The sequence below is a fragment of the Streptomyces sp. NPDC058662 genome (assembly GCF_042716255.1).
Taxonomy (GTDB): domain Bacteria; phylum Actinomycetota; class Actinomycetes; order Streptomycetales; family Streptomycetaceae; genus Streptomyces.
Genome location: NZ_JBHXRU010000069.1, coordinates 14,494 through 33,364, shown reverse-complemented (window position 1 = coordinate 33,364; position 18,871 = coordinate 14,494). Strand labels below are relative to the sequence as shown.

The window sequence follows — 18,871 nt, the reverse complement described above, 5'->3', positions numbered from 1 at the left end:
GTTCAGAGCCGGGCCGCGCCCGCTACTCGGCGTTCCCGGGCTTCGCCTCGGACGCCGGTGCCGCGGCGGATCCGGTCCCGGATCCGGTCCCGGCCTCGGGCTCCGCCTTCGGCTCGGCCTTCGGCTCCGCCCCGGCGGCCGGAGCCGGCGAGGCCGGCGTCGCAGCCGCACCCGCACCCGCAGCCGCAGCCGTACCCGTACCAGCACCCGCACCCGCAGCCGCAACCGTACCCGAAGCCGTCGCCTTCGCCGCCGACCCCGCAGCCGCCACACCCGCGGTCACCGGCTCCGGCTCCGCCTCGACCTCCGGCGCCTCCGGCGTCCTGACCGAGTCCAGCAGCAGCTGGGCCACGTCCACGACCTGCACGGACTCCTTGGCCTGGCCGTCGTTCTTCTTGCCGTTCACCGAGTCGGTCAGCATCACCAGGCAGAACGGGCACGCCGTCGACACGATGTCCGGGTTCAGGGACAGCGCCTCGTCGACCCGCTCGTTGTTGATGCGCTTGCCGATCCGCTCCTCCATCCACATCCGCGCGCCACCGGCGCCGCAGCAGAAGCCCCGCTCCTTGTGGCGGTGCATCTCCTGCTGGCGCAGCCCCGGCACGGCCGACATGATCTCGCGCGGCGGCGTGTAGATCTTGTTGTGCCGGCCCAGGTAGCACGGGTCGTGGTAGGTGATCAGGCCGTCGACCGGCGTCACCGGGACCAGTCGGCCCTCGTCGATCAGGTGCTGGAGCAGCTGCGTGTGGTGGATGACCTCGTACTCGCCGCCCAGCTGCGGGTACTCGTTCGCGATGGTGTTGAAGCAGTGCGGGCAGGTCGAGACGATCCGCTTGGCCGACTTCGGCTTGCGGGTCGACGGGTCCTCGTCGTCCTCGCCGAACGCCATGTTCAGCATGGCCACGTTCTCCTGGCCCAGCTGCTGGAACAGCGGCTCGTTGCCCAGGCGGCGCGGGGAGTCACCCGTGCACTTCTCGTCGCCGCCCATGATCGCGAACTTGACGCCCGCGATGTTCAGCAGCTCCGCGAAGGCCTTCGTCGTCTTCTTGGCCCGGTCCTCCAGGGCGCCGGCGCAGCCGACCCAGTAGAGGTAGTCGAACTCCGACAGGTCCTCGGCGTCCTTGCCGATGATCGGAACCTCGAAGTCGACCTCCTTGGTCCACTCGACGCGCTGCTTCTTCGCGAGGCCCCAGGGGTTGCCCTTCTTCTCCAGGTTCTTGAGCATCGTGCCCGCCTCGGACGGGAACGCGGACTCGATCATCACCTGGTAGCGCCGCATGTCGACGATGTGGTCGATGTGCTCGATGTCGACCGGGCACTGCTCCACGCACGCACCGCAGGTCGTGCAGGACCACAGCACGTCCGGGTCGATGACGCCGTTCTCCTCGGCGGTGCCGATCAGCGGGCGCTCGGCCTCCGCGAGGGCCGCGGCCGGGACGTCCTTGAGCTGCTCGGCCGTGGCCTTCTCGTTGCCCTCCATGTCCTTGCCGCCGCCGGCCAGCAGGTACGGGGCCTTGGCGTGCGCGTGGTCGCGCAGCGACATGATCAGGAGCTTCGGGGAGAGCGGCTTGCCGGTGTTCCAGGCGGGGCACTGCGACTGGCAGCGGCCGCACTCGGTGCAGGTGGAGAAGTCGAGGATGCCCTTCCAGGAGAACTGCTCGACCTGGCTGACGCCGAACGAGTCGTCCTCGCCCGGGTCCTCGAAGTCGATCTCCTTGCCGCCGCTGGTCATCGGCTGGAGGGCGCCCAGCGCGACCGCGCCGTCCGCGTTCCGCTTGAACCAGATGTTCGGGAAGCCGAGGAAGCGGTGCCAGGCCACGCCCATGTTGGTGTTGAGCGAGACCACGATCATCCAGACCAGCGAGGTGCCGATCTTGATCATCGCGGTGAAGTAGATGGCGTTCTGCAGGGCGCCGAGCGAGAGCCCCTTGAAGGCCAGGACCAGCGGGTACGACACGAAGTACGCCGGGTCGTACGAGTCCACGTGGTGGATCGCGCCCTCAAGGCCGCGCAGCGCGAGGATGGCGAGGCCGATGGTCAGGATGATGTACTCGACGAAGTACGCCTGCCAGGCCTTCGAGCCGGTGAAGCGCGACTTGCGGCCCGCCCGGGAGGGCAGGTTGAGCAGTCGGATCGCGATCAGGACGAGGATGCCCACGACCGTCATCAGGCCGATGAACTCGATGTACATCTCGAACGGCAGGAAGCCGCCGATGACCGGCAGCGTCCAGTCGGCCTGGAAGAGCTGTCCGTAGGCCTGCGCCAGGGTGGGGGGCAGGGTCAGGAAGCCGATCGCGACGAACCAGTGCGCGAAGCCGACGATGCCCCAGCGGTTCATCCGGCTGTGGCCCAGGAACTCCCGGACCAGGGTGAGCGTTCGGGCCTTCGGGTCGTCCGTGCGGCTGCCGGCCGGTACGGGCTGGCCGAGCTTCACGAAGCGGTAGATCTGCGCCACGGCTCGGGCGAGCAGCGCGACGCCGACCACGGTCAGGACCAGCGACACGATGATCGCGGCGAGTTGCATGGGAGGGCTCCTCGGGCGGCACTTACTAAGCGGTAACTTATGAAGTCAAGGCTTGAGGTTACCCATTCCCGACGCCGCAATGTAGCTGAGCGTGCGGTGATCTGTGTCGCTCAGGGCTGCCTATGTCGGTAGGCGGCCCCCGGGGTCCGCGCCAGGATCGCGAGGTCCATCCCGAGCCAGTGGTTCTCCACATAATGCAGGTCGAGCAGGGGCATCTCCTCCCACGGTAGGTCCGAGCGGGCGCTCACCTGCCACAGCCCGGTCATCCCGGGGCGTACGAGGAGCCGCTCGGGGCGGTCGGTACGCGGCTCCGGGCGCGGCCCGACCAGGGACATCTCGCCCCGGAGCACGTTGACCAGCTGCGGCAGTGCGTCGAGGGCGCACCGCTCGACGGCCTCGCCGACGGCGCCCGCCCCGCCGGTGCGCAGGCGCCAGACCCGGAACGGGCGCCCGGCCAGGCCGGCGGCCGGCTCCCGTACGAGGGCCCGGCCGCCCTGGGTCACGTACAGCAGCCCGGCGGCCAGCGCGAGCGGTACGGCGGCGAGGACGCACAGGACCGCCGCGCCGGCCAGGTCGAGCACCCGCTTGGCGAATGGCGTCGCCGGCCGGGCCCGGGGGGACGGGAGGGTGAGCGGCAGGGGCATTCCTGCACCGTGCCGGATGGCCCCGGCGGGGGCGGGGCGCCGCGCGGCGGGGGTGACCCGTTCGGGTGCCGGTGCCGCCGGCGGGTGCCCGCCGGAACGCGCCCAAGGACCGGGGGTCCGCCCCGGACGCCGCGCCGCGAACGACGGAGGGCCGGACCGGGTTGCGCGTAAGGGGAGCCTAAAGGTTGAGTCGACGCGACTCAGCTCTGTTGACGTCCGCGCGGGGATGCGGCATGGTTGAGCCTGTTCCACTCAAGTCAGCTGGAGGAATCGAAATGGCACGTGCGGTCGGCATCGACCTGGGCACCACTAACTCCGTCGTCAGCGTTCTGGAAGGCGGCGAGCCCACCGTCATCACCAACGCCGAGGGCGCCAGGACCACGCCGTCCGTCGTCGCCTTCGCCAAGAACGGCGAGGTCCTCGTCGGCGAGGTGGCCAAGCGCCAGGCGGTCACGAACGTGGACCGGACCATCCGCTCCGTCAAGCGCCACATGGGCACTGACTGGAAGATCAACCTGGATGGCAAGGACTTCAACCCGCAGCAGATGAGCGCCTTCATCCTGCAGAAGCTCAAGCGCGACGCCGAGGCGTACCTGGGCGAGAAGGTCACGGACGCGGTCATCACCGTCCCGGCCTACTTCAACGACTCCGAGCGCCAGGCGACGAAGGAGGCCGGCGAGATCGCGGGCCTCAACGTCCTGCGCATCGTCAACGAGCCGACGGCCGCCGCCCTGGCCTACGGCCTCGACAAGGACGACCAGACCATTCTCGTCTTCGACCTCGGTGGCGGCACCTTCGACGTGTCGCTCCTGGAGATCGGCGACGGCGTCGTCGAGGTGAAGGCCACCAACGGTGACAACCACCTCGGCGGTGACGACTGGGACCAGCGCGTCGTCGACTACCTGGTGAAGCAGTTCCACAACGGCCACGGCGTCGACCTGTCCAAGGACAAGATGGCGCTCCAGCGCCTGCGCGAGGCCGCCGAGAAGGCGAAGATCGAGCTGTCCTCCTCCACGGAGACCTCGATCAACCTGCCCTACATCACGGCCTCCGCCGAGGGCCCGCTGCACCTGGACGAGAAGCTCACGCGCTCCCAGTTCCAGCAGCTGACCGCGGACCTGCTCGACCGCTGCAAGACCCCGTTCCACAACGTCATCAAGGACGCGGGCATCAACCTGTCCGAGATCGACCACGTGGTCCTCGTCGGCGGTTCCACCCGTATGCCGGCCGTCGCGGAGCTCGTCAAGGAGCTCACCGGCGGTCAGGACGCCAACAAGGGCGTCAACCCGGACGAGGTCGTCGCCATCGGCGCGACGCTGCAGGCCGGCGTGCTCAAGGGCGAGGTCAAGGACGTCCTGCTCCTCGACGTGACCCCGCTGTCCCTGGGTATCGAGACCAAGGGCGGCATCATGACCAAGCTCATCGAGCGCAACACCACGATCCCGACCAAGCGGTCCGAGATCTTCACGACGGCCGAGGACAACCAGCCGTCCGTGCAGATCCAGGTCTACCAGGGCGAGCGCGAGATCGCGGCGTACAACAAGAAGCTCGGCATGTTCGAGCTGACCGGCCTGCCGCCGGCCCCCCGTGGCATCCCGCAAATCGAGGTCTCCTTCGACATCGACGCGAACGGCATCATGCACGTCACGGCCAAGGACCTCGGCACGGGCAAGGAGCAGAAGATGACCGTCACCGGCGGCTCCTCGCTCGGCAAGGACGAGGTCGACCGCATGCGCCAGGAGGCGGAGCAGTACGCGGACGAGGACCTCCGCCGCAAGGAGGCGGCCGAGTCCCGCAACCAGGGCGAGCAGCTCGTCTACCAGACGGAGAAGTTCGTCAAGGACAACGAGGACAAGGTCCCGGCCGACGTCAAGGCCGAGGTCGAGACGGCCGTCTCCGAGCTGAAGGAGACCCTCAAGGGCGAGGACACCGCCGAGATCCGTACGGCGACCGAGAAGCTCGCCGCGGTCAGCCAGAAGCTCGGCCAGGCGATCTACGCCGACGCCCAGGCCGGACAGGGTGCCGCCGGCGCCGCCGGTGACGCGGGCCAGGCGAAGGCCGACGACGACGTCGTCGACGCCGAGATCGTGGACGACGAGAAGCCGAAGGGCGGCGCTGCCTGATGCCGGAGGAGACCCCGGGCTTCGAGGAGAAGCCCGAAGTCCCCGCCGACGGCACGCCCGAGGAGCCGACGGCCGCCGAACCCGCCCAGGCGGAGGAGGCGGCCCCGGCCGGGGACTCAGCACAGGCCGCAGGCCAGGAGACCGCTCTGCTGGCGCAGCTGGACCAGGCCCGTACGGCGCTCTCCGAGCGCACCGCGGACCTCCAGCGGCTCCAGGCGGAGTACCAGAACTACCGCCGCCGGGTGGACCGGGACCGGGTCACCGTCAAGGAGATCGCGGTCGCGTCCCTCCTGACGGAGCTGCTCCCGACCCTGGACGACGTCGGCCGGGCGCGGGAGCATGGCGAACTGGTCGGCGGCTTCAAGTCGGTGGCCGAATCGCTGGAGACGGTCGCCGCGAAGATGGGCCTCCAGCAGTTCGGCAAGGAGGGCGAGCCCTTCGACCCGACGATCCACGAGGCCCTGATGCACTCGTACGCGCCGGACGTCACCGAGACGACCTGCGTGGCGATCCTCCAGCCGGGGTACCGCATCGGCGAGCGTACGATCCGTCCCGCACGGGTCGCGGTGGCCGAGCCCCAGCCGGGGGCGGCCCCCAAGTCGGAGTCCGCGGAGGCCGAGGCGCCGTCGGACAAGGACGCGGATGCCCCCGACAAGGGCTGACGCACCACACGTAGCACCGCGCGCAGGAGCACGGGAGGAGGGACACCGGGGATGAACACGAAGGACTTCGTCGAGAAGGACTACTACAAGGTCCTCGGTGTCCCGAAGGACGCCACCGAGGCCGAGATCAAGAAGGCGTACCGGAAGCTCGCCCGCGAGTTCCACCCGGACGCCAACAAGGGCGACGCCTCGGCCGAGGGGCGCTTCAAGGAGATCTCCGAGGCGAACGACGTCCTCGGCGACCCGAAGAAGCGCAAGGAGTACGACGAGGCCCGCGCCCTGTTCGGCAACGGCGGTTTCCGCCCGGGGCCGGGCGCGGGCGGCTCGTTCAACTTCGACCTCGGCGACCTCTTCGGAGGCCAGCAGCAGGGCGGCCCCGGCGGCTTCGGCGGCGGTGGCCTCGGCGACGTCTTCGGCGGCCTGTTCAACCGCGGCGCCGGCGCCGGCACCGGCCCGGGCGCCCGTACCCAGCCGCGCCGGGGCCAGGACATCGAGTCCGAGGTCACCCTCTCCTTCACGGAGGCGGTGGACGGGGCCACGGTCCCGCTCCGGATGTCCTCGCAGGCCCCCTGCAAGGCCTGCTCGGGCACCGGCGACAAGAACGGCACGCCCCGGGTGTGCCCCACCTGCGTCGGAACCGGCCAGGTGTCGCGGGGCAGCGGCGGCGGGTTCTCGCTGACCGATCCCTGCGCGGACTGCAAGGGCCGCGGCCTGATCGCGGAGACCCCCTGCGAGGTCTGCAAGGGCAGCGGCCGGGCCCGTTCCTCCCGCACCATGCAGGTCCGGATCCCGGCGGGCGTCTCCGACGGCCAGCGGATCCGGCTGCGCGGCAAGGGGGCGCCCGGCGAGCGCGGCGGCCCGGGCGGCGACCTCTACGTCGTCGTGCACGTCGACAGCCATCCGGTGTTCGGCCGCAAGGACGACAACCTGACGGTGACCGTGCCGGTGACGTTCACCGAGGCGGCGCTGGGGGCCGACATCAAGGTCCCGACCCTGAACGGCCCCTCGGTGACGCTGAAACTCCCGCCGGGCACTCCGAACGGCCGCACCATGCGGGCGCGCGGCAAGGGCGCGGTCCGCAAGGACGGCACCCGCGGCGACCTGCTGGTGACGGTGGAGGTCGCGGTTCCCACGGAACTGTCGGACAAGGCGCGCGAGGCGCTGGAGACGTACCGCGAGGCGACGGAGTCCGAGGACCCGCGCTCCGCGCTGTTCGAGTCCGCGAAGGGAGCATGACATGGACGGCCGCCGACGACAGTCCTCCCGTCTGGGCGGGGGCTACCAGCTCACCGACGAGACCCCCGTCTACGTGATCTCCGTGGCCGCCCAGCTCTCCGGCCTGCATCCGCAGACCCTGCGCCAGTACGACCGCCTCGGCCTGGTCTCCCCGGACCGTACGGCCGGGCGCGGCCGGCGCTACTCGGCCCGCGACATCGAACTGCTCCGCACGGTGCAGGCGCTGTCGCAGGACGAGGGCATCAACCTGGCGGGCATCAAGCGGATCATCGAGCTGGAGAACCAGGTCGCCGCCCTCCAGCAGCGCGTGGCCGAGCTCTCCGCGGCGGTGGACGGCGCGGCGGCCACGCTCCAGGCCCGCGAGGCCCAGGTCCACGCCTCGTACCGGCGCGACCTGGTCCCGTACCAGCCCCCGCAGCCGGGCAGCGCCCTGGTCGTCTGGCGCCCGACCCCCAAGCGCCCCCTGGACTGACGCACGCCGCCGGTCCGCCCGCATACGCGGCACGCGCACGCATGAGAGGGCCCCGCCCGGATGTCTCCGGGCGGGGCCCTCTCATGGTTCTAGCGGCCGAGGATGTCGAGCTTCCTGCCGCGGGAGTCCCAGACGCCGGCCGCGCCGCCCCCGGGTTCGGTGAGCGTCAGACCATCGGGTGCGTGCACGACGCCGCCGTGCGGCTCCCCGTCCTCGACGAGGGGCCACTCGACGATCACGTAGTCACCGGGCGCGAGTTCGAGCTGCGTCCCCTGCGGCTCGAAGCGGACGGTGAACGGGGTGTCCGGCCCGGCCTGGACGACGAACCTCGCCGTCGGCGCCTTGGCCTCCTCCTGGCGATTTCTCCAGGTCAGTCTCATTACAGGTTCACGGCCTTCCCTTGTCGGTGCAACGGGCACCTCGCGTAGTGCGAGAGGCCCCGCCCGGGCGGTTCCGGGCGGGGCCTCGTCCGGGCTCAGTGTCCGAAGACGTCGATCTCCTCGCCGTGCGAGTTCCAGATGCGGGCCGTTCCGCCCGCCGGCTCGCTGAGGGTCAGGTTGTCCGGCTCGTGGGTGAACCCGCCCAGCAGTTTCCCGGACCCGCCGACGGGCCACTCGACGACGAGGTGGTCACCGGGTGCGAGCTCGAACTGGGTGCCCTGCGGCTCGAAGTGGACGGTGAGCGGGGTGTCCGGCCCGGCTTGCACCACGAATTTCATGGCCGTCATCTCTTTACCAGTTCTCCAAGAGGTAGTCCATCAGGTCGGCGCGCTGCTTCGCGCTCGGGTTCCTGGGGTTGTCGGCCTCGACCCTTCGGTAAGCGTCCCGCGCGGCCACGACATCCCGGCGGAGGAAATTCTTCTTCACGTTCTTCAAATGTGTCTTGTTGTGGTATTCCAGGTTCGTGTCCTGGTTGTGCCAGAGCTTTCCCTTGCCGAACGTGGCATCGACCTGGGCGTCGGAGCCGCCGTAGCGTTCGGCGATCACCTTCAGCTTGGCCATCTCGACCTTCGCCACATTCGCGGCGCGCCCCGTCTTGGACGAGGCTTTGGCCTCTTCCACCCGCTCCGCCATCTTCTTGCCCTCGCCGACGACCTTGATGGCCTTGGCCCACTTGGCCCAGGGGAGGTCGAGTGCCGCGTTCACGCAGCCCTTCGCGGAAAAGCCGGCACAGGCCGCCCAGGCGGCGGCGTCCGGTGCGATGACGAGGAGGAGGAAGTCTCCGACGGCGGCCCGCCCCGGAGACCTCTCGTACGAGAACAGGCCCAGCTCCGCGGCACCGTCGCAGAACGCGTCCTGACTGTCGGGGTGGAAGCAGCGCTCCGTGCTCAGCCACGCCCTCAGCCGCTCCTCGTACGTCTTCTTGAACGAGAAGCGGACCTTCAACTCCTTGTCGGTCTTGAGGCGTCCACCGTTGATGTATCGGTCGCCCTGCCTGTCCACCGTGATGGTGACAGCCGGCGCCTCCCAGGTCTCGGTGTCGTCCGTGTCGTCGTCGTCCGGGACGTGCAGCCACTCGCCGTTGGTGTGGCCGCCACCGCCGCAGTATCCGTGCGGGCCGCAGCTTTCGAGGCCGGTCGGGTCCGTCTGCGAGACCGGGTTGTTGTTCGCGTAGTTGTACCCGTTCATCTGGAGCGGGTTGGTGATGTCGATGACGGGGTCGACCGAGATGAAGCGGCCTGTGGTCGGTTCGTACTCGCGGGCACCGATATGGGTCAGGCCCGTGCTCGTGTCCTCGTTGCCGGTGCCCAGGAAGGTGCGGCTGCCTGGCCAATTGCCGGCCGTGGGGCCGCGCTGGTTGCCGTAGGGGTCGAGCTTGCGGCGGGTGACCGCCTGCCCTGCCTGCTGGTCGACGGCGATGGTCGCGGAGTTGTGGTGGTCGGTCAGCAGGACCGTCAGCTTGTGGCCGCTGGCCTTGCCATCGGTCTTGCGGATCGTGGTCGGTGCGCCGGGGAGGCTGTAGTAGCGCACCGCGTCGATGGCCAGGCCGGCCTTGTTGACGGTGACCTCGGTCTCGCCGAGGTAGAGCGTCCGGCTGGACCCGGTCTCCTCGACGAGGCGGCTGCCGTAGGCGTCGTAGATGTACTTGGTGGTGTTGTCGGCGGGAGTCCACTGCTGGTTGGGGCCGGCCGCGCAGGCGTAGACCAGCAGGTCGGTGCCGTCGGCGGTGTTGCCGTTCGGGACGTCCACGCAGCCGTTGGCGGCCGCGTTGTAGAGCGTCTTGTCCGCCCGGACGACGAACTTCTGCTGTGCGCTGCCGTCACAGGTGGCCAGGACGGTGACGCCGCCCTGCGCCGTCAGGCACTTGTCCAGGGCCTGGACGGTGTCGCCGGTCAGGCGCCACTGCTGGGCGCGCGTCTCGTTGCAGGTCCACAGCTGGACGGCCGTGCCGTCCGCGGAGGAACCGCCCGCGACGTCGAGGCACTTGGCCGCCGGGCCGACAACGGCTACGGCTCCGATGCCGGGGCTGCTCGCCGAGGTGAGTTTGTTGTCGCGGCTCCAGGTCAGGGCCTGGGTGTCGGCGCCGATCTTGCGGGTCTTGGTGTTGCCCGTGGCGTCGTACTCGTAGGTCGACTGGGAGAGCGGCGTCGTCCCCTGCTTCTTTTCCACCTTGGCGAGGGCGTGGGGCTTGGTCATCACCGGCGTCTGGCCGGCGGGCGAGACGTTGATGCCGTACGTGTAGGTCGTCGTCTGGTCCAGCGCCGCGTCGGTGAGGTGGTGGTTCACCAGCTTGGTGCGGTTGCCGATCTTGTCGAACTCGTACGACTGCCAGTAGCCGTCACCGTCCGGTCCGGCGGCGACATCGCTGAGCGACGGTCCGGTGCACTGCGCCGTCTTGCCGGTCCAGGCCTTGGTGAGCTGGCCCATCGGGCTGTACGAGAAGCACTGCCGGTCGATCGCGCCGCCCGGCCGGGTGTCCGTGATCGAGGTCGGGTTGCCTACGACGTCGTACGTGTAGGCGAGCGCGGACAGCCGGTGGTCACCCGGCGTCTCCCGGTCGGAGATCGACTGGGAGACGCGACCCGTGTACGGGTCGAACAGGTTGGTCGTCCACACCCGTTGCGGGGCCTTGCCCGACGCGGTGCGCAGGACCTCGCCGAAGGGGCTGTAGACCGTGTCCGCTGTGTACCAGGACAGGCCCGACATGGTCTTGGCCAGGCCGTCAGCGTCGTACCGGGTGATCAGTTTCTCGGCCGCGAGGCCGCCCGGAGTGGCCGGGAGTGTCGTCGACTGGATCTGGCCCGTGGGGGTGTAGGTGGTGCTGTAGGTGTAGGTGCCGGCCAGGCCCGTGGTGGCGGCCGTCTCGGGGATGGTGAGCTTCGTTCCGGTGGGGCGGTACTCGGCGTCGTAGCCGGTGATCTCGCTCTTGTAGGCTGCCCCGTCGCTGTAGGAGGTGGCGGTGTTGGGCTTGCCCTTGCCTCCGGCCAGCCCGTCGTAGGTGAACGAGCCGGTCAGGGGCCCGGTGGCCGAGTCCTCACGCGTCTCGGTCTTGCGGCCGAGCTTGTCGTAGATGCTGTGGGTCCTCTTGCCGGCCGCGTTCTCGGCCCAGACCTGCTGGTCGAGGTTGTTGTAGCCGAAGGTCGCGGACCCCATGTCCGGGTCCGTGGAGCCGGTCAGGCGCCCGCGGGCGTCGTACGAGGACGTCCATACGTTGTTGTTCGCGTCCGTGACCTTGGACAGCTTGCCGCGTACGTCGTAGGCGTAGGCGGTGTTGTTCCAGGTGGTCAGGTCCGGGGCGGTGTACTTCTGAATCAGTACCGTGCGGTTCAGCGCGTCGGTCCAGGTCTTGGAGGCCTGGCTCCCCGGCAGCGGGGCCGAACCGTCGGCTGACATGCCGCTGCGCTCAATGGTCCAGTCACCGCCGTACGCGGTGACGTCGGAGTGGTGCGGCGTACCGTCGTAGAGGGTGGTCGAGCGCACCGAGCGCCCGAGTCCGTCGTAGGCGGTCGCCGTGGCGTTCGGGACGTGGAAGACCGTTTCCGGGACGAAGATGCTCCGGTCGGGCTCGCCCTCGGCGTAGTAGTTGTTGTTGGTCTGCCGGACGGTGCCGTTCGCGTTGTACAGCTTGTCGCTGACCACGCGCCCGCCGCCCGGGGCCTCCGACTGGGTCTGCCGCGGGCGCAGGAGGCCGTCGTAGATCTCGACGGAGGTCTCGTAGGTGCCGTTGTCCCGCAGGGCGCGCGAGGTCACGGCCGGGGGCTCGTGCTCGGAGATCTGGTAGTCGAAGGTCTGCCGGGCCTTGTCGGTGGCCGGGTTCTGCGAGGGCGTCCAGACCGCCGTGGTCCGCCCCAGCGGGTCGTAACCAGAGGTGATCTTGCGGTTGTTCTGGTCCGTGACCTCCAGGACCAGGCCGCGGCCCGGGTCGAACTTGCCGGAGGACTTGTGGGTCAGGGCGTTGGTCGTGGACTGGCTGAAAGCCGGTCCGGTCGGCGGAGTGAACGCCGTGGTGATGGCGTTGCCGGCGGGGTCGTACGACTTGAGTACGCGGCCGAGGGCGTCGTACTCGAAGCGGCCGGTGGTGATCCAGCCGGTGCCCGCCCCGTCCTGGGTGTCCGTCTGGAAGGGCAATCCCTTCACGGGGGCGGTCCCGAAGGCGTTCAGGGCGTCGTACGAGGTGCGGGTGTTGGACAGCAGGGTGCCGGTGCCGGCTTGCGCGCAGGTGCCCGCCGTGCCGCGGACGCTCTGCGGCAGTCCGATCAGGTGCGCGGCGGTGTTGTGCACGTACGTGGTGGTGGTGCAGCTCTGGTCGTTGACCGTCCAGCCGCCGGAGCCGTTCGAGGTCATGGCCTCGGTCTGGGCGGTGGCCTTCAGGCCGTAGGCGGCCTCGAAGGTGTCGGTCGCACGCGTCAGCCGCTGACCGCCGCCACTGATCGCCTCGTAGCGGTCCATGCGCGAGGTCTCGACGCGGAAGGCTTCGAGGGCGGTGGTGCCGGTCCGGGGCTGGGTGCCGGTGCGCGTGCTCGTGTACCAGTTCAGGTCGCGGGCAACGACGGAGGCGCCTGCGCCGGCCTTGGTGTAGGTGATCGATTCCGCGACCTTGCCCGCGTACGGGGGCAGGTCGTCGCCGAGGGTCTCGGTGTTGGTGGAGTCCTTGACGGTGATCACGGGGCGGCCCGCGTCACCGGACATGCCGCGGAAGTAGCGGGTCCGGGTCTGGGACTGCTCCGTGGCGTCGGGCTGGCCGGCGTTGGCGGTGACGCCCTTGGTCATGACGACCGAGGCGTAGCCGCGCCACTGGTTGTAGGTGCGCAGCTCGGGCTTGGTGAAGGGGTCGGTGTCCTTGCCCCAGGCGGCGTCGCCCTCGTAGGTGTAGCTCGTGGTGACGTCGGGCTGGCGGGCGACGCGGTCCTTCTCGACGACCTTGTCGACGACGTACTTGTTGAACCACTCCAGCGGCGGCGTCTCCAGCTCACCGTCCGGGGACCAGTGGTTGGGGAAGCAGCGGCCCGTGTTCCCCTCGGGCTTGGGGTGGGTGGTGCCGACCGGGCACGGGGCGGAGTAGTCGACGTAGACCTCGCCACCGGTCTCGGTGCGGATGGTTTCCACGCGGAGGCGGTCGTAGTCGGGGGTCGCGTCGTTCGCGCTCTTCGCCACGCGGTTGGGCATGTCCACCACGTTGGCGAGGAAGGAAACCGGCGGCAGCGGCGCGCTGTGCTGGTTGCCGTTCTCGTCCTTCGTGGCCGCGTAGCCGGTGCGGGTGATCGACTCCAGCCACAGCGGCGGGTGGGTGTCGGTGCGCTGCTTCGGGAAGGACTGCTGGAGCGACCAGTGGTCGACCTTGGAGAGGTCGGTGCTGCCCTCGGTGCGCTGGCCGTAGGTGGTGATGCCGGTCAGGCGCTTGCGGGTCCAGAAGGTCGGGACCGAGACGTAGCAGGTCTCCGCGGCGAAGGTGCAGTTCAGTGTGGACGGAGTGTCCCACCAGGGCTGCTTGCGCTCGTAGTTCTTCGACTCGAACTCGGCGTCCTCGCACTTCGTGGTGCCTTCCACCACGCAGCGCTCGGCCACGGTGAACTCGACCTTGGCGGCCGGGGCGCCGGAGAGGTTGTCCGCGCGCAGGCCGTAGGAGATCTGCTTCGGGTAGCCGCCGCGGACGTAGCCGACCTCGGCCGCGCTCTTCTCCTTGAACTTCTCGTTCTTGGAGTAGCGGTTCTCCTCCCGCTTCCAGTCGATGACCAGGGCGTTGCCGTGGACGTCCTCGACGTAGTCGAGGTTCCAGCGCCAGGCCTGCTTGCAGGAGGAGGCGGCGAAGGCGGCCGCGTGGCAGGGCTCGCCCGCATGGTTGCCGAAGACCGGGACGTTGAAGACGGAGTCCGTCACCGCGCGGGAGCCGGCCCCGTCCACGTCGTGGCGCCCGAAGAAGTAGCGGGTGCCGTCACGCGTGGTGACGACCCAGTACTCGCCGTCCTTCGCGCCGTTGGCGACGTTCGCGTCGGTCAGGCGCTCGACCTTGGAGCCGTCGTCGTCCGCGGGGATCCACTTGCCGGTGGCCGTGTCGTGGACGAGCTCGGTGGTGCTGCCGGCGAGCGACATCACCATGTTCTCGCCGGCCCAGCACAGGTCGGCCTTCTTCTTGTCCGTGCTGTTGTCGTTGTTCGGCGCGCCCGGGGCGGCCTTGAGGTCGGCGGAGCAGGAGCGGTAGCGCCGCTCGACGAAGCCGGGGTGGTAGTCCCATCCGTCACCGACCCAGGAGGCCTGTCCGTTGGCGACGGAGGTCTTGCCGTCGACGGCCTGGGAGCCGTAGGAGAGGGAGACCTTGGGCTCCGGGCCGGCCGGGGGCGCCGGGACCCCCAGGGGGTAGGCCCAGGAGAAGCCGCCGCCGCTGCCGCCCGCCGTCCAGGTGCCGGACGGGGAGAGGGAGGTCGCCTTGTACGTGCCGCCGCCGCCGGACGCGGAGTCCGTGGCCGCGAGGACCGTCGGTCCGCCGCCCCCGGTCAGGGCCATCGTGCGCATGCCGAGGCCCGGCGCGGTGGCCGGGTCGATGGTCGCGCGGACGGTGCCGGTCGACGGGTCGTTGGTGCTCGGTACGTGCTTTGCGGTGCTGCACTCGGGAAGGAGCGGCGTGGTCAGGAAGCACTCGGGGAGCTGCTTGATCTCCAGCCGGGTGGCCCACTCGGTGCCGTAGAGGTCCTCGAACTGCTTGTAGTCGAGCTGCACGTCGACCGGGGTCGAGCCCTCGGCAGGGGGCGTGACCTTGATGATCGCACCGTCGAGGCCGGCGGCCTCGGTGGTCGTGCGCGCCTCGACGGCCACCGACCAGGTGCCGGACGGGGCGGGTGGGGTCGGGTTCGTCTCCGTCGGGGAAGCCTTGCCGATGCTGATCGGCAGCGTGCCGGCCTGCACCAGGCCGGTTCCGCTGCCGGAACTCAGTGCGACATCGGCCGAACCGGCCGTCGGGGGAGTGACTTTGGAGGGTTCGTAGCCGGCCGGGGGTTGGGCCGGAGCTCCGGCCCAGTCCTCCAGCTTCGCGGCCTCGACCTTGTCGAGCTTGGCCCTCAGGTCCTGCTGGAGACCCGGCAGCTCGACCCCCGTGCGGTCGCCCGGTGGGGCGGCCCATGCCTGAACAGGCAGAAGTGTGGCCATCAGAACCACCGAGAGCGTGGCTCCGGTGCGCGCCACACGTCTGCGCGCCTGCCCGTTTCCGGGCAGGCGCAAATTACTCGCCGCAAAGGGCGACATAACTACCCCCCATACCGCCGCCGTCCGGATATCGGACATCCGGGTGGCGGGGAATTGACAAATTGCCAGCAGATCTTGGGGCCTGATCCGGCGGGAAGTCCAATGTTCGGGGGCGGGAGTGGGTTTAATCACTTCCAGCCATTCCGAAGTCACGAAAATTGGGGGGATTCCGGTGTATCAGAGTGTGGGATTTCCCCCGTAGGGGGGTGCTGTGGCCGAAACCTTGGTCCATGATCGGGGCGCACTTTTTGTGTCGACCGGAGAGTGGAGTATGCGCGTCCGGATCGGCGGGCCGAGGGGGAGAAGGAAATATGGTAGTGAGCGAGTCCGCTTCCGAGGACGCGCCCGTGGCGGACGATCCACCGAGACGTTGGTTCAGACGCCGTCGGGCTCTGGGCGGCATCGCTGCTCTGCTCGCTGTGGCGGTTGCCGTGCCGGTGGGTGTCCGGCTGGGCGGCGACGACGAGCCCGGAGCGAAGGCGGAGAATTCCGGGGGGCCGGTCACGGCGGCCGAGGCCCGGAAGCTGGCCGCGGAGTCGGGCGAGGACGTCGAGGTCACCGCTGACCACACAGCGAACACGACGACGTGGGCGCAGCCGGACGGTCTTTTCAAGAAGCAGATATCGACGTCGACCGTTCGTGCGCGGGTGGGTGACCAGTGGAAGCCCATCGATACCGATCTCGCGCGGGTCGAGGGCGGTTATGCCGCCAAGGCCGTGAATGGCGCCGTGGTGTTCTCCGCGGGCTCCGCGGATGCTTCGCGTGCGTCGCGTGGTGTGGTCCGGTCCGCGCTGACGGTGGACGCGCCGGGTGCGGTGTGGTCCGAACTGGTGCGTTTGAAGACCGACGGCCGCGAAATGGTGGTGAGTTGGCCGGGCGTGCTGCCCGAGCCGGTGATCGACGGCCCGCGCGCCCTGTACGAGAATGTGCGGCCCGGAATCGACCTGGTGATGACCGCCCAGGACGGCGGATATTCGCATGTCCTGGTGGTGAAGGACAAGAACGCGGCAGCCGACCCGCTTCTCGCCGAGTTGAACTACCGGCTCGCTTCTCCTGATCTCTCCTTCCACCTGGACGCCGAATCGGGCGCGCTGTCGGCCCGCGACGGTGCGGGCGAGGAGGTGGCGGGCTCCCCGTCGCCGCTGATGTGGGACTCCTCGGGCAAGGTCGCCACGACCGATGACGTCCCGGCGTGGAAGCCCTCGCCGGTCGCGAAGGACCACCCCACCCTTGCCCTGAAGGGCCTCGCGGGCGCCGAACGCGCCCGCCTCGCGGTCGCCGCGGCCTCCTTCAACGACAACATCCTCACCCTCAAGGCCGACCAGGCACTCCTGACCGGCGCGGACACCGTGTACCCGGTGTTCGTGGACCCCTCGTTCAAGGGCCGCAAGCACGCCTGGTCGCTGCTCTACAAGACGGCCGGCGGAACGAGTTTCTACAACGGCCAGAACTACAACGCGTCGGGTACGAACGAGGCCCGTGTCGGCTACGAGTCGGACTCCGGCGGCACGTCCCGTTCGGTGTTCAACTTCGAATTCGGCAGCCAGCTCCACGGAGCGGGGATCGTCTCCGCGAAGCTCCGGGCACTGCAGACGTATTCGTGGTCGTGCGGGACGAAGGCCATGGACATCTACTCGACGCCTTTCGTGACGTCGTCCAGCAATTGGAACAACACGACCGGCTGGTGGGGCAAGAAGATCACCAGCGAGAGTTCCGGCTACGGCTACAACTCCACCTGCCCTGACAACTGGATCGCCCCCGACATCAAGGGCCTGGTATCCGAGGCCGCGAACGGCCGCTGGGGTGCGCTCTCACTCGGTTTCCGGGCGCCGAGCGAGTCGGACTCGTTCTACTGGAAGAAGTTCATCGCCAACGGTGAGAGCGCCCCCTATATCGAGGTCACCTACAACACCCCGCCCGACATCCCTGTCGCTGCGAACATGAACACCTCCCCCGGCGGCCCGTGCCTGACCAGCGGCACCGGTACCAGCATCGGCAAGACGGACGTGTCGTTCCAGTCCAAGGGCATCGACCGGGACGGCAACCTCAAGCAGGTCCAGATCGAGGTCTGGGACGCCGTTTCCGGCACGCCCGTCCTGGACGAGTGGATGTGGCCCAACAGCGACGGCGTCGTCACCAAGTCCGTCCCCCACGCCTCCTTCACCTCCGGCCGCAAGTACTACTGGCTCTCGCGGACCAACGACTGGGACGGCTCCTGGTCCCAGGGCTCGGGACCCGCGGACTCCGGCGGCGGCGGATGGTGCACCTTCACCATCGACCACACCGCCCCCGCCAACCCGGCCGTGCGCTCCTCGCACTTCCCGCCGCCCGGCCCCGACGGCGCCGAGTGGTCGCTGGCCCCGGCGAGCACCCCCGACCAGTGGATCGAGTTCCTCGGCAACGGCACCCCCGCCGCCGACATCCGCGAGTACCAGTGGAGCCTCAACCACCCCCTCTACGACCAGAAGACCACCCCCTGGCAGAACGACCTCGCCTCCATCAAGCTTCAGGTCGACACCGCCGGACCGAACGTCCTCTACGTCCGGACGGTGAACAAGGCCGGCAACATCTCCGTGCCGACCGAGTACCTCTTCTACGTCCGCCCCCGCCCCGGCATCGACAAGCCCGGTGACGTCACCGGCGACGGGCACCCCGACATCCTCGCCGTCGACGGAGCCGGAAACCTGCGCACCTACGCCGGCGACCGCATCGGCGACACCGACGCCCACATCCCCGGCGCCGTCGAGAACGGCAAGGCCGTGGCGGCCGGCCACTTCAAGGACGCCGCCACCGGCAAGAGCGCGCTCATCGGACACGCCACCGACTGGCACCCCGGCGACGGCCTGACCGACCTCATCGCGCGCATGCCCGACGGCAAGCTCTACATCTACCCCGGAGTCGGCACCGGCCAGTTCGACGCCGGCCGCCGCATGGAGATGCAGCTCCCGCTCTCCGCCCCCGACCCCGCGACCCTGCGGCAGATCGTGGTGGTCGAGGACTTCGACGGCGACGGACTCGGCGACATGTTCGCCCTCGACGCCGACGGCTTCTGGGTGTTCTCCGGCTACACCGGATCCAGCTTCACCTCGTACAAGAAGCTCGCCACCGGCTGGGCCGCCCGCGACATCGTCGGCGTCCGCGACGTCTCCGGAGACCAGGTCCCCGACCTGATCTTCCGCGACAACTCCAACGCCAACCGCGGCCTCGCCCTGCGCAAGGGCAAGCCCGGCCCCAACGGCGGAGCCGACGTCCTCTCCCTCGCCACCATGGCCGGCTCCCTGGGCGCCGCCGACCTCACCTACGCCACCACCGGCTGGGGCCGCGCCGCGCTCCCCATCGTCCTGGGCACCGCCGACGCCACCGGCGACGGCATCCCCGACATCTGGGGCGTCGGCACCGACGGCAACCAATGGCTCTTCCAAGGCGGCACCACCACCGTCGGCGCAGCCTCCGGCCGCGACGAAGACGGCTGGAACACCTTCCTCACCATCGGATAACACCGCACAGCAGCTGAAACAACACAACGGCGCCCCG

Annotated in this window: 10 protein-coding genes; 5 read left to right on the top strand and 5 right to left on the bottom strand. The window is 69.5% G+C overall.

Features of this window, described 5'->3' with window-relative positions; genetic code table 11:
* Positions 1-22 precede the first annotated feature (22 nt).
* Both ACFWUQ_RS22300 and ACFWUQ_RS22295 read right to left on the bottom strand, forming a co-directional pair.
* On the bottom strand, positions 23-2,524 hold the full coding sequence (locus ACFWUQ_RS22300) for a heterodisulfide reductase-related iron-sulfur binding cluster (protein ID WP_384540677.1): 2,502 nt from the start codon (positions 2,522-2,524) through the stop codon (positions 23-25).
* Between the two features lie 110 nt (positions 2,525-2,634).
* Positions 2,635-3,168 (bottom strand): sugar transferase, encoded by a 534-nt coding sequence (locus tag ACFWUQ_RS22295; RefSeq protein WP_384540675.1) that lies wholly within the window; start codon positions 3,166-3,168, stop codon positions 2,635-2,637.
* A gap of 275 nt (positions 3,169-3,443) precedes the next feature.
* Here ACFWUQ_RS22295 and dnaK point away from each other — a divergent pair, with 275 nt between their 5' ends.
* The 4 genes from dnaK to ACFWUQ_RS22275 are packed head-to-tail and all read left to right on the top strand — an operon-like array spanning position 3,444 to position 7,661.
* A complete protein-coding gene (gene dnaK / locus ACFWUQ_RS22290) occupies positions 3,444-5,291 on the top strand; it encodes a molecular chaperone DnaK (protein ID WP_384540673.1) in 1,848 nt (615 codons plus the stop codon).
* Positions 5,291-5,953 carry a nucleotide exchange factor GrpE gene (grpE, locus tag ACFWUQ_RS22285; RefSeq protein WP_384540670.1) on the top strand — a complete coding sequence of 221 codons (663 nt, stop codon included), beginning with the start codon at positions 5,291-5,293 and terminating at the stop codon, positions 5,951-5,953. The genes dnaK and grpE overlap by 1 nt, the downstream gene beginning before the upstream one ends.
* 51 nt (positions 5,954-6,004) lie before the next feature.
* Positions 6,005-7,189, top strand: a complete 1,185-nt coding sequence (gene dnaJ / locus ACFWUQ_RS22280) for a molecular chaperone DnaJ (RefSeq protein WP_384540667.1) — start codon at positions 6,005-6,007, stop codon at positions 7,187-7,189.
* 1 nt (position 7,190) lies between these two features.
* On the top strand, positions 7,191-7,661 hold the full coding sequence (locus ACFWUQ_RS22275; protein ID WP_384540665.1) for a heat shock protein transcriptional repressor HspR: 471 nt from the start codon (positions 7,191-7,193) through the stop codon (positions 7,659-7,661).
* 89 nt (positions 7,662-7,750) lie between these two features.
* Here ACFWUQ_RS22275 and ACFWUQ_RS22270 read toward each other — a convergent pair whose 3' ends face one another.
* From ACFWUQ_RS22270 to ACFWUQ_RS22260, 3 genes are all read right to left on the bottom strand, one after another.
* On the bottom strand, positions 7,751-8,041 hold the full coding sequence (locus tag ACFWUQ_RS22270; RefSeq protein WP_384540662.1) for a hypothetical protein: 291 nt from the start codon (positions 8,039-8,041) through the stop codon (positions 7,751-7,753).
* Positions 8,042-8,136: 95 nt separating this feature from the next.
* A complete protein-coding gene (locus ACFWUQ_RS22265) occupies positions 8,137-8,388 on the bottom strand; it encodes a hypothetical protein (protein WP_384540660.1) in 252 nt (83 codons plus the stop codon).
* 4 nt (positions 8,389-8,392) lie between these two features.
* Positions 8,393-15,241 (bottom strand): ricin-type beta-trefoil lectin domain protein, encoded by a 6,849-nt coding sequence (locus tag ACFWUQ_RS22260; RefSeq protein WP_384540657.1) that lies wholly within the window; start codon positions 15,239-15,241, stop codon positions 8,393-8,395.
* Between the two features lie 515 nt (positions 15,242-15,756).
* Here ACFWUQ_RS22260 and ACFWUQ_RS22255 point away from each other — a divergent pair.
* On the top strand, positions 15,757-18,834 hold the full coding sequence (locus ACFWUQ_RS22255) for a DNRLRE domain-containing protein (protein ID WP_384540655.1): 3,078 nt from the start codon (positions 15,757-15,759) through the stop codon (positions 18,832-18,834).
* The last annotated feature ends 37 nt before the right edge of the window (positions 18,835-18,871 follow it).

Bases quoted from the DNA above. Each gene is read 5' to 3' on its own strand.
- ACFWUQ_RS22300 (WP_384540677.1), bottom strand. From the start codon at position 2,524: ATGCAACTCGCCGCGATCATCGTGTCGCTGGTCCTGACCGTGGTCGGC.
- ACFWUQ_RS22295 (WP_384540675.1), bottom strand. From the start codon at position 3,168: ATGCCCCTGCCGCTCACCCTCCCGTCCCCCCGGGCCCGGCCGGCGACG.
- dnaK (WP_384540673.1), top strand. From the start codon at position 3,444: ATGGCACGTGCGGTCGGCATCGACCTGGGCACCACTAACTCCGTCGTC.
- grpE (WP_384540670.1), top strand. From the start codon at position 5,291: ATGCCGGAGGAGACCCCGGGCTTCGAGGAGAAGCCCGAAGTCCCCGCC.
- dnaJ (WP_384540667.1), top strand. From the start codon at position 6,005: ATGAACACGAAGGACTTCGTCGAGAAGGACTACTACAAGGTCCTCGGT.
- ACFWUQ_RS22275 (WP_384540665.1), top strand. From the start codon at position 7,191: ATGGACGGCCGCCGACGACAGTCCTCCCGTCTGGGCGGGGGCTACCAG.
- ACFWUQ_RS22270 (WP_384540662.1), bottom strand. From the start codon at position 8,041: ATGAGACTGACCTGGAGAAATCGCCAGGAGGAGGCCAAGGCGCCGACG.
- ACFWUQ_RS22265 (WP_384540660.1), bottom strand. From the start codon at position 8,388: ATGACGGCCATGAAATTCGTGGTGCAAGCCGGGCCGGACACCCCGCTC.
- ACFWUQ_RS22260 (WP_384540657.1), bottom strand. From the start codon at position 15,241: ATGGCCACACTTCTGCCTGTTCAGGCATGGGCCGCCCCACCGGGCGAC.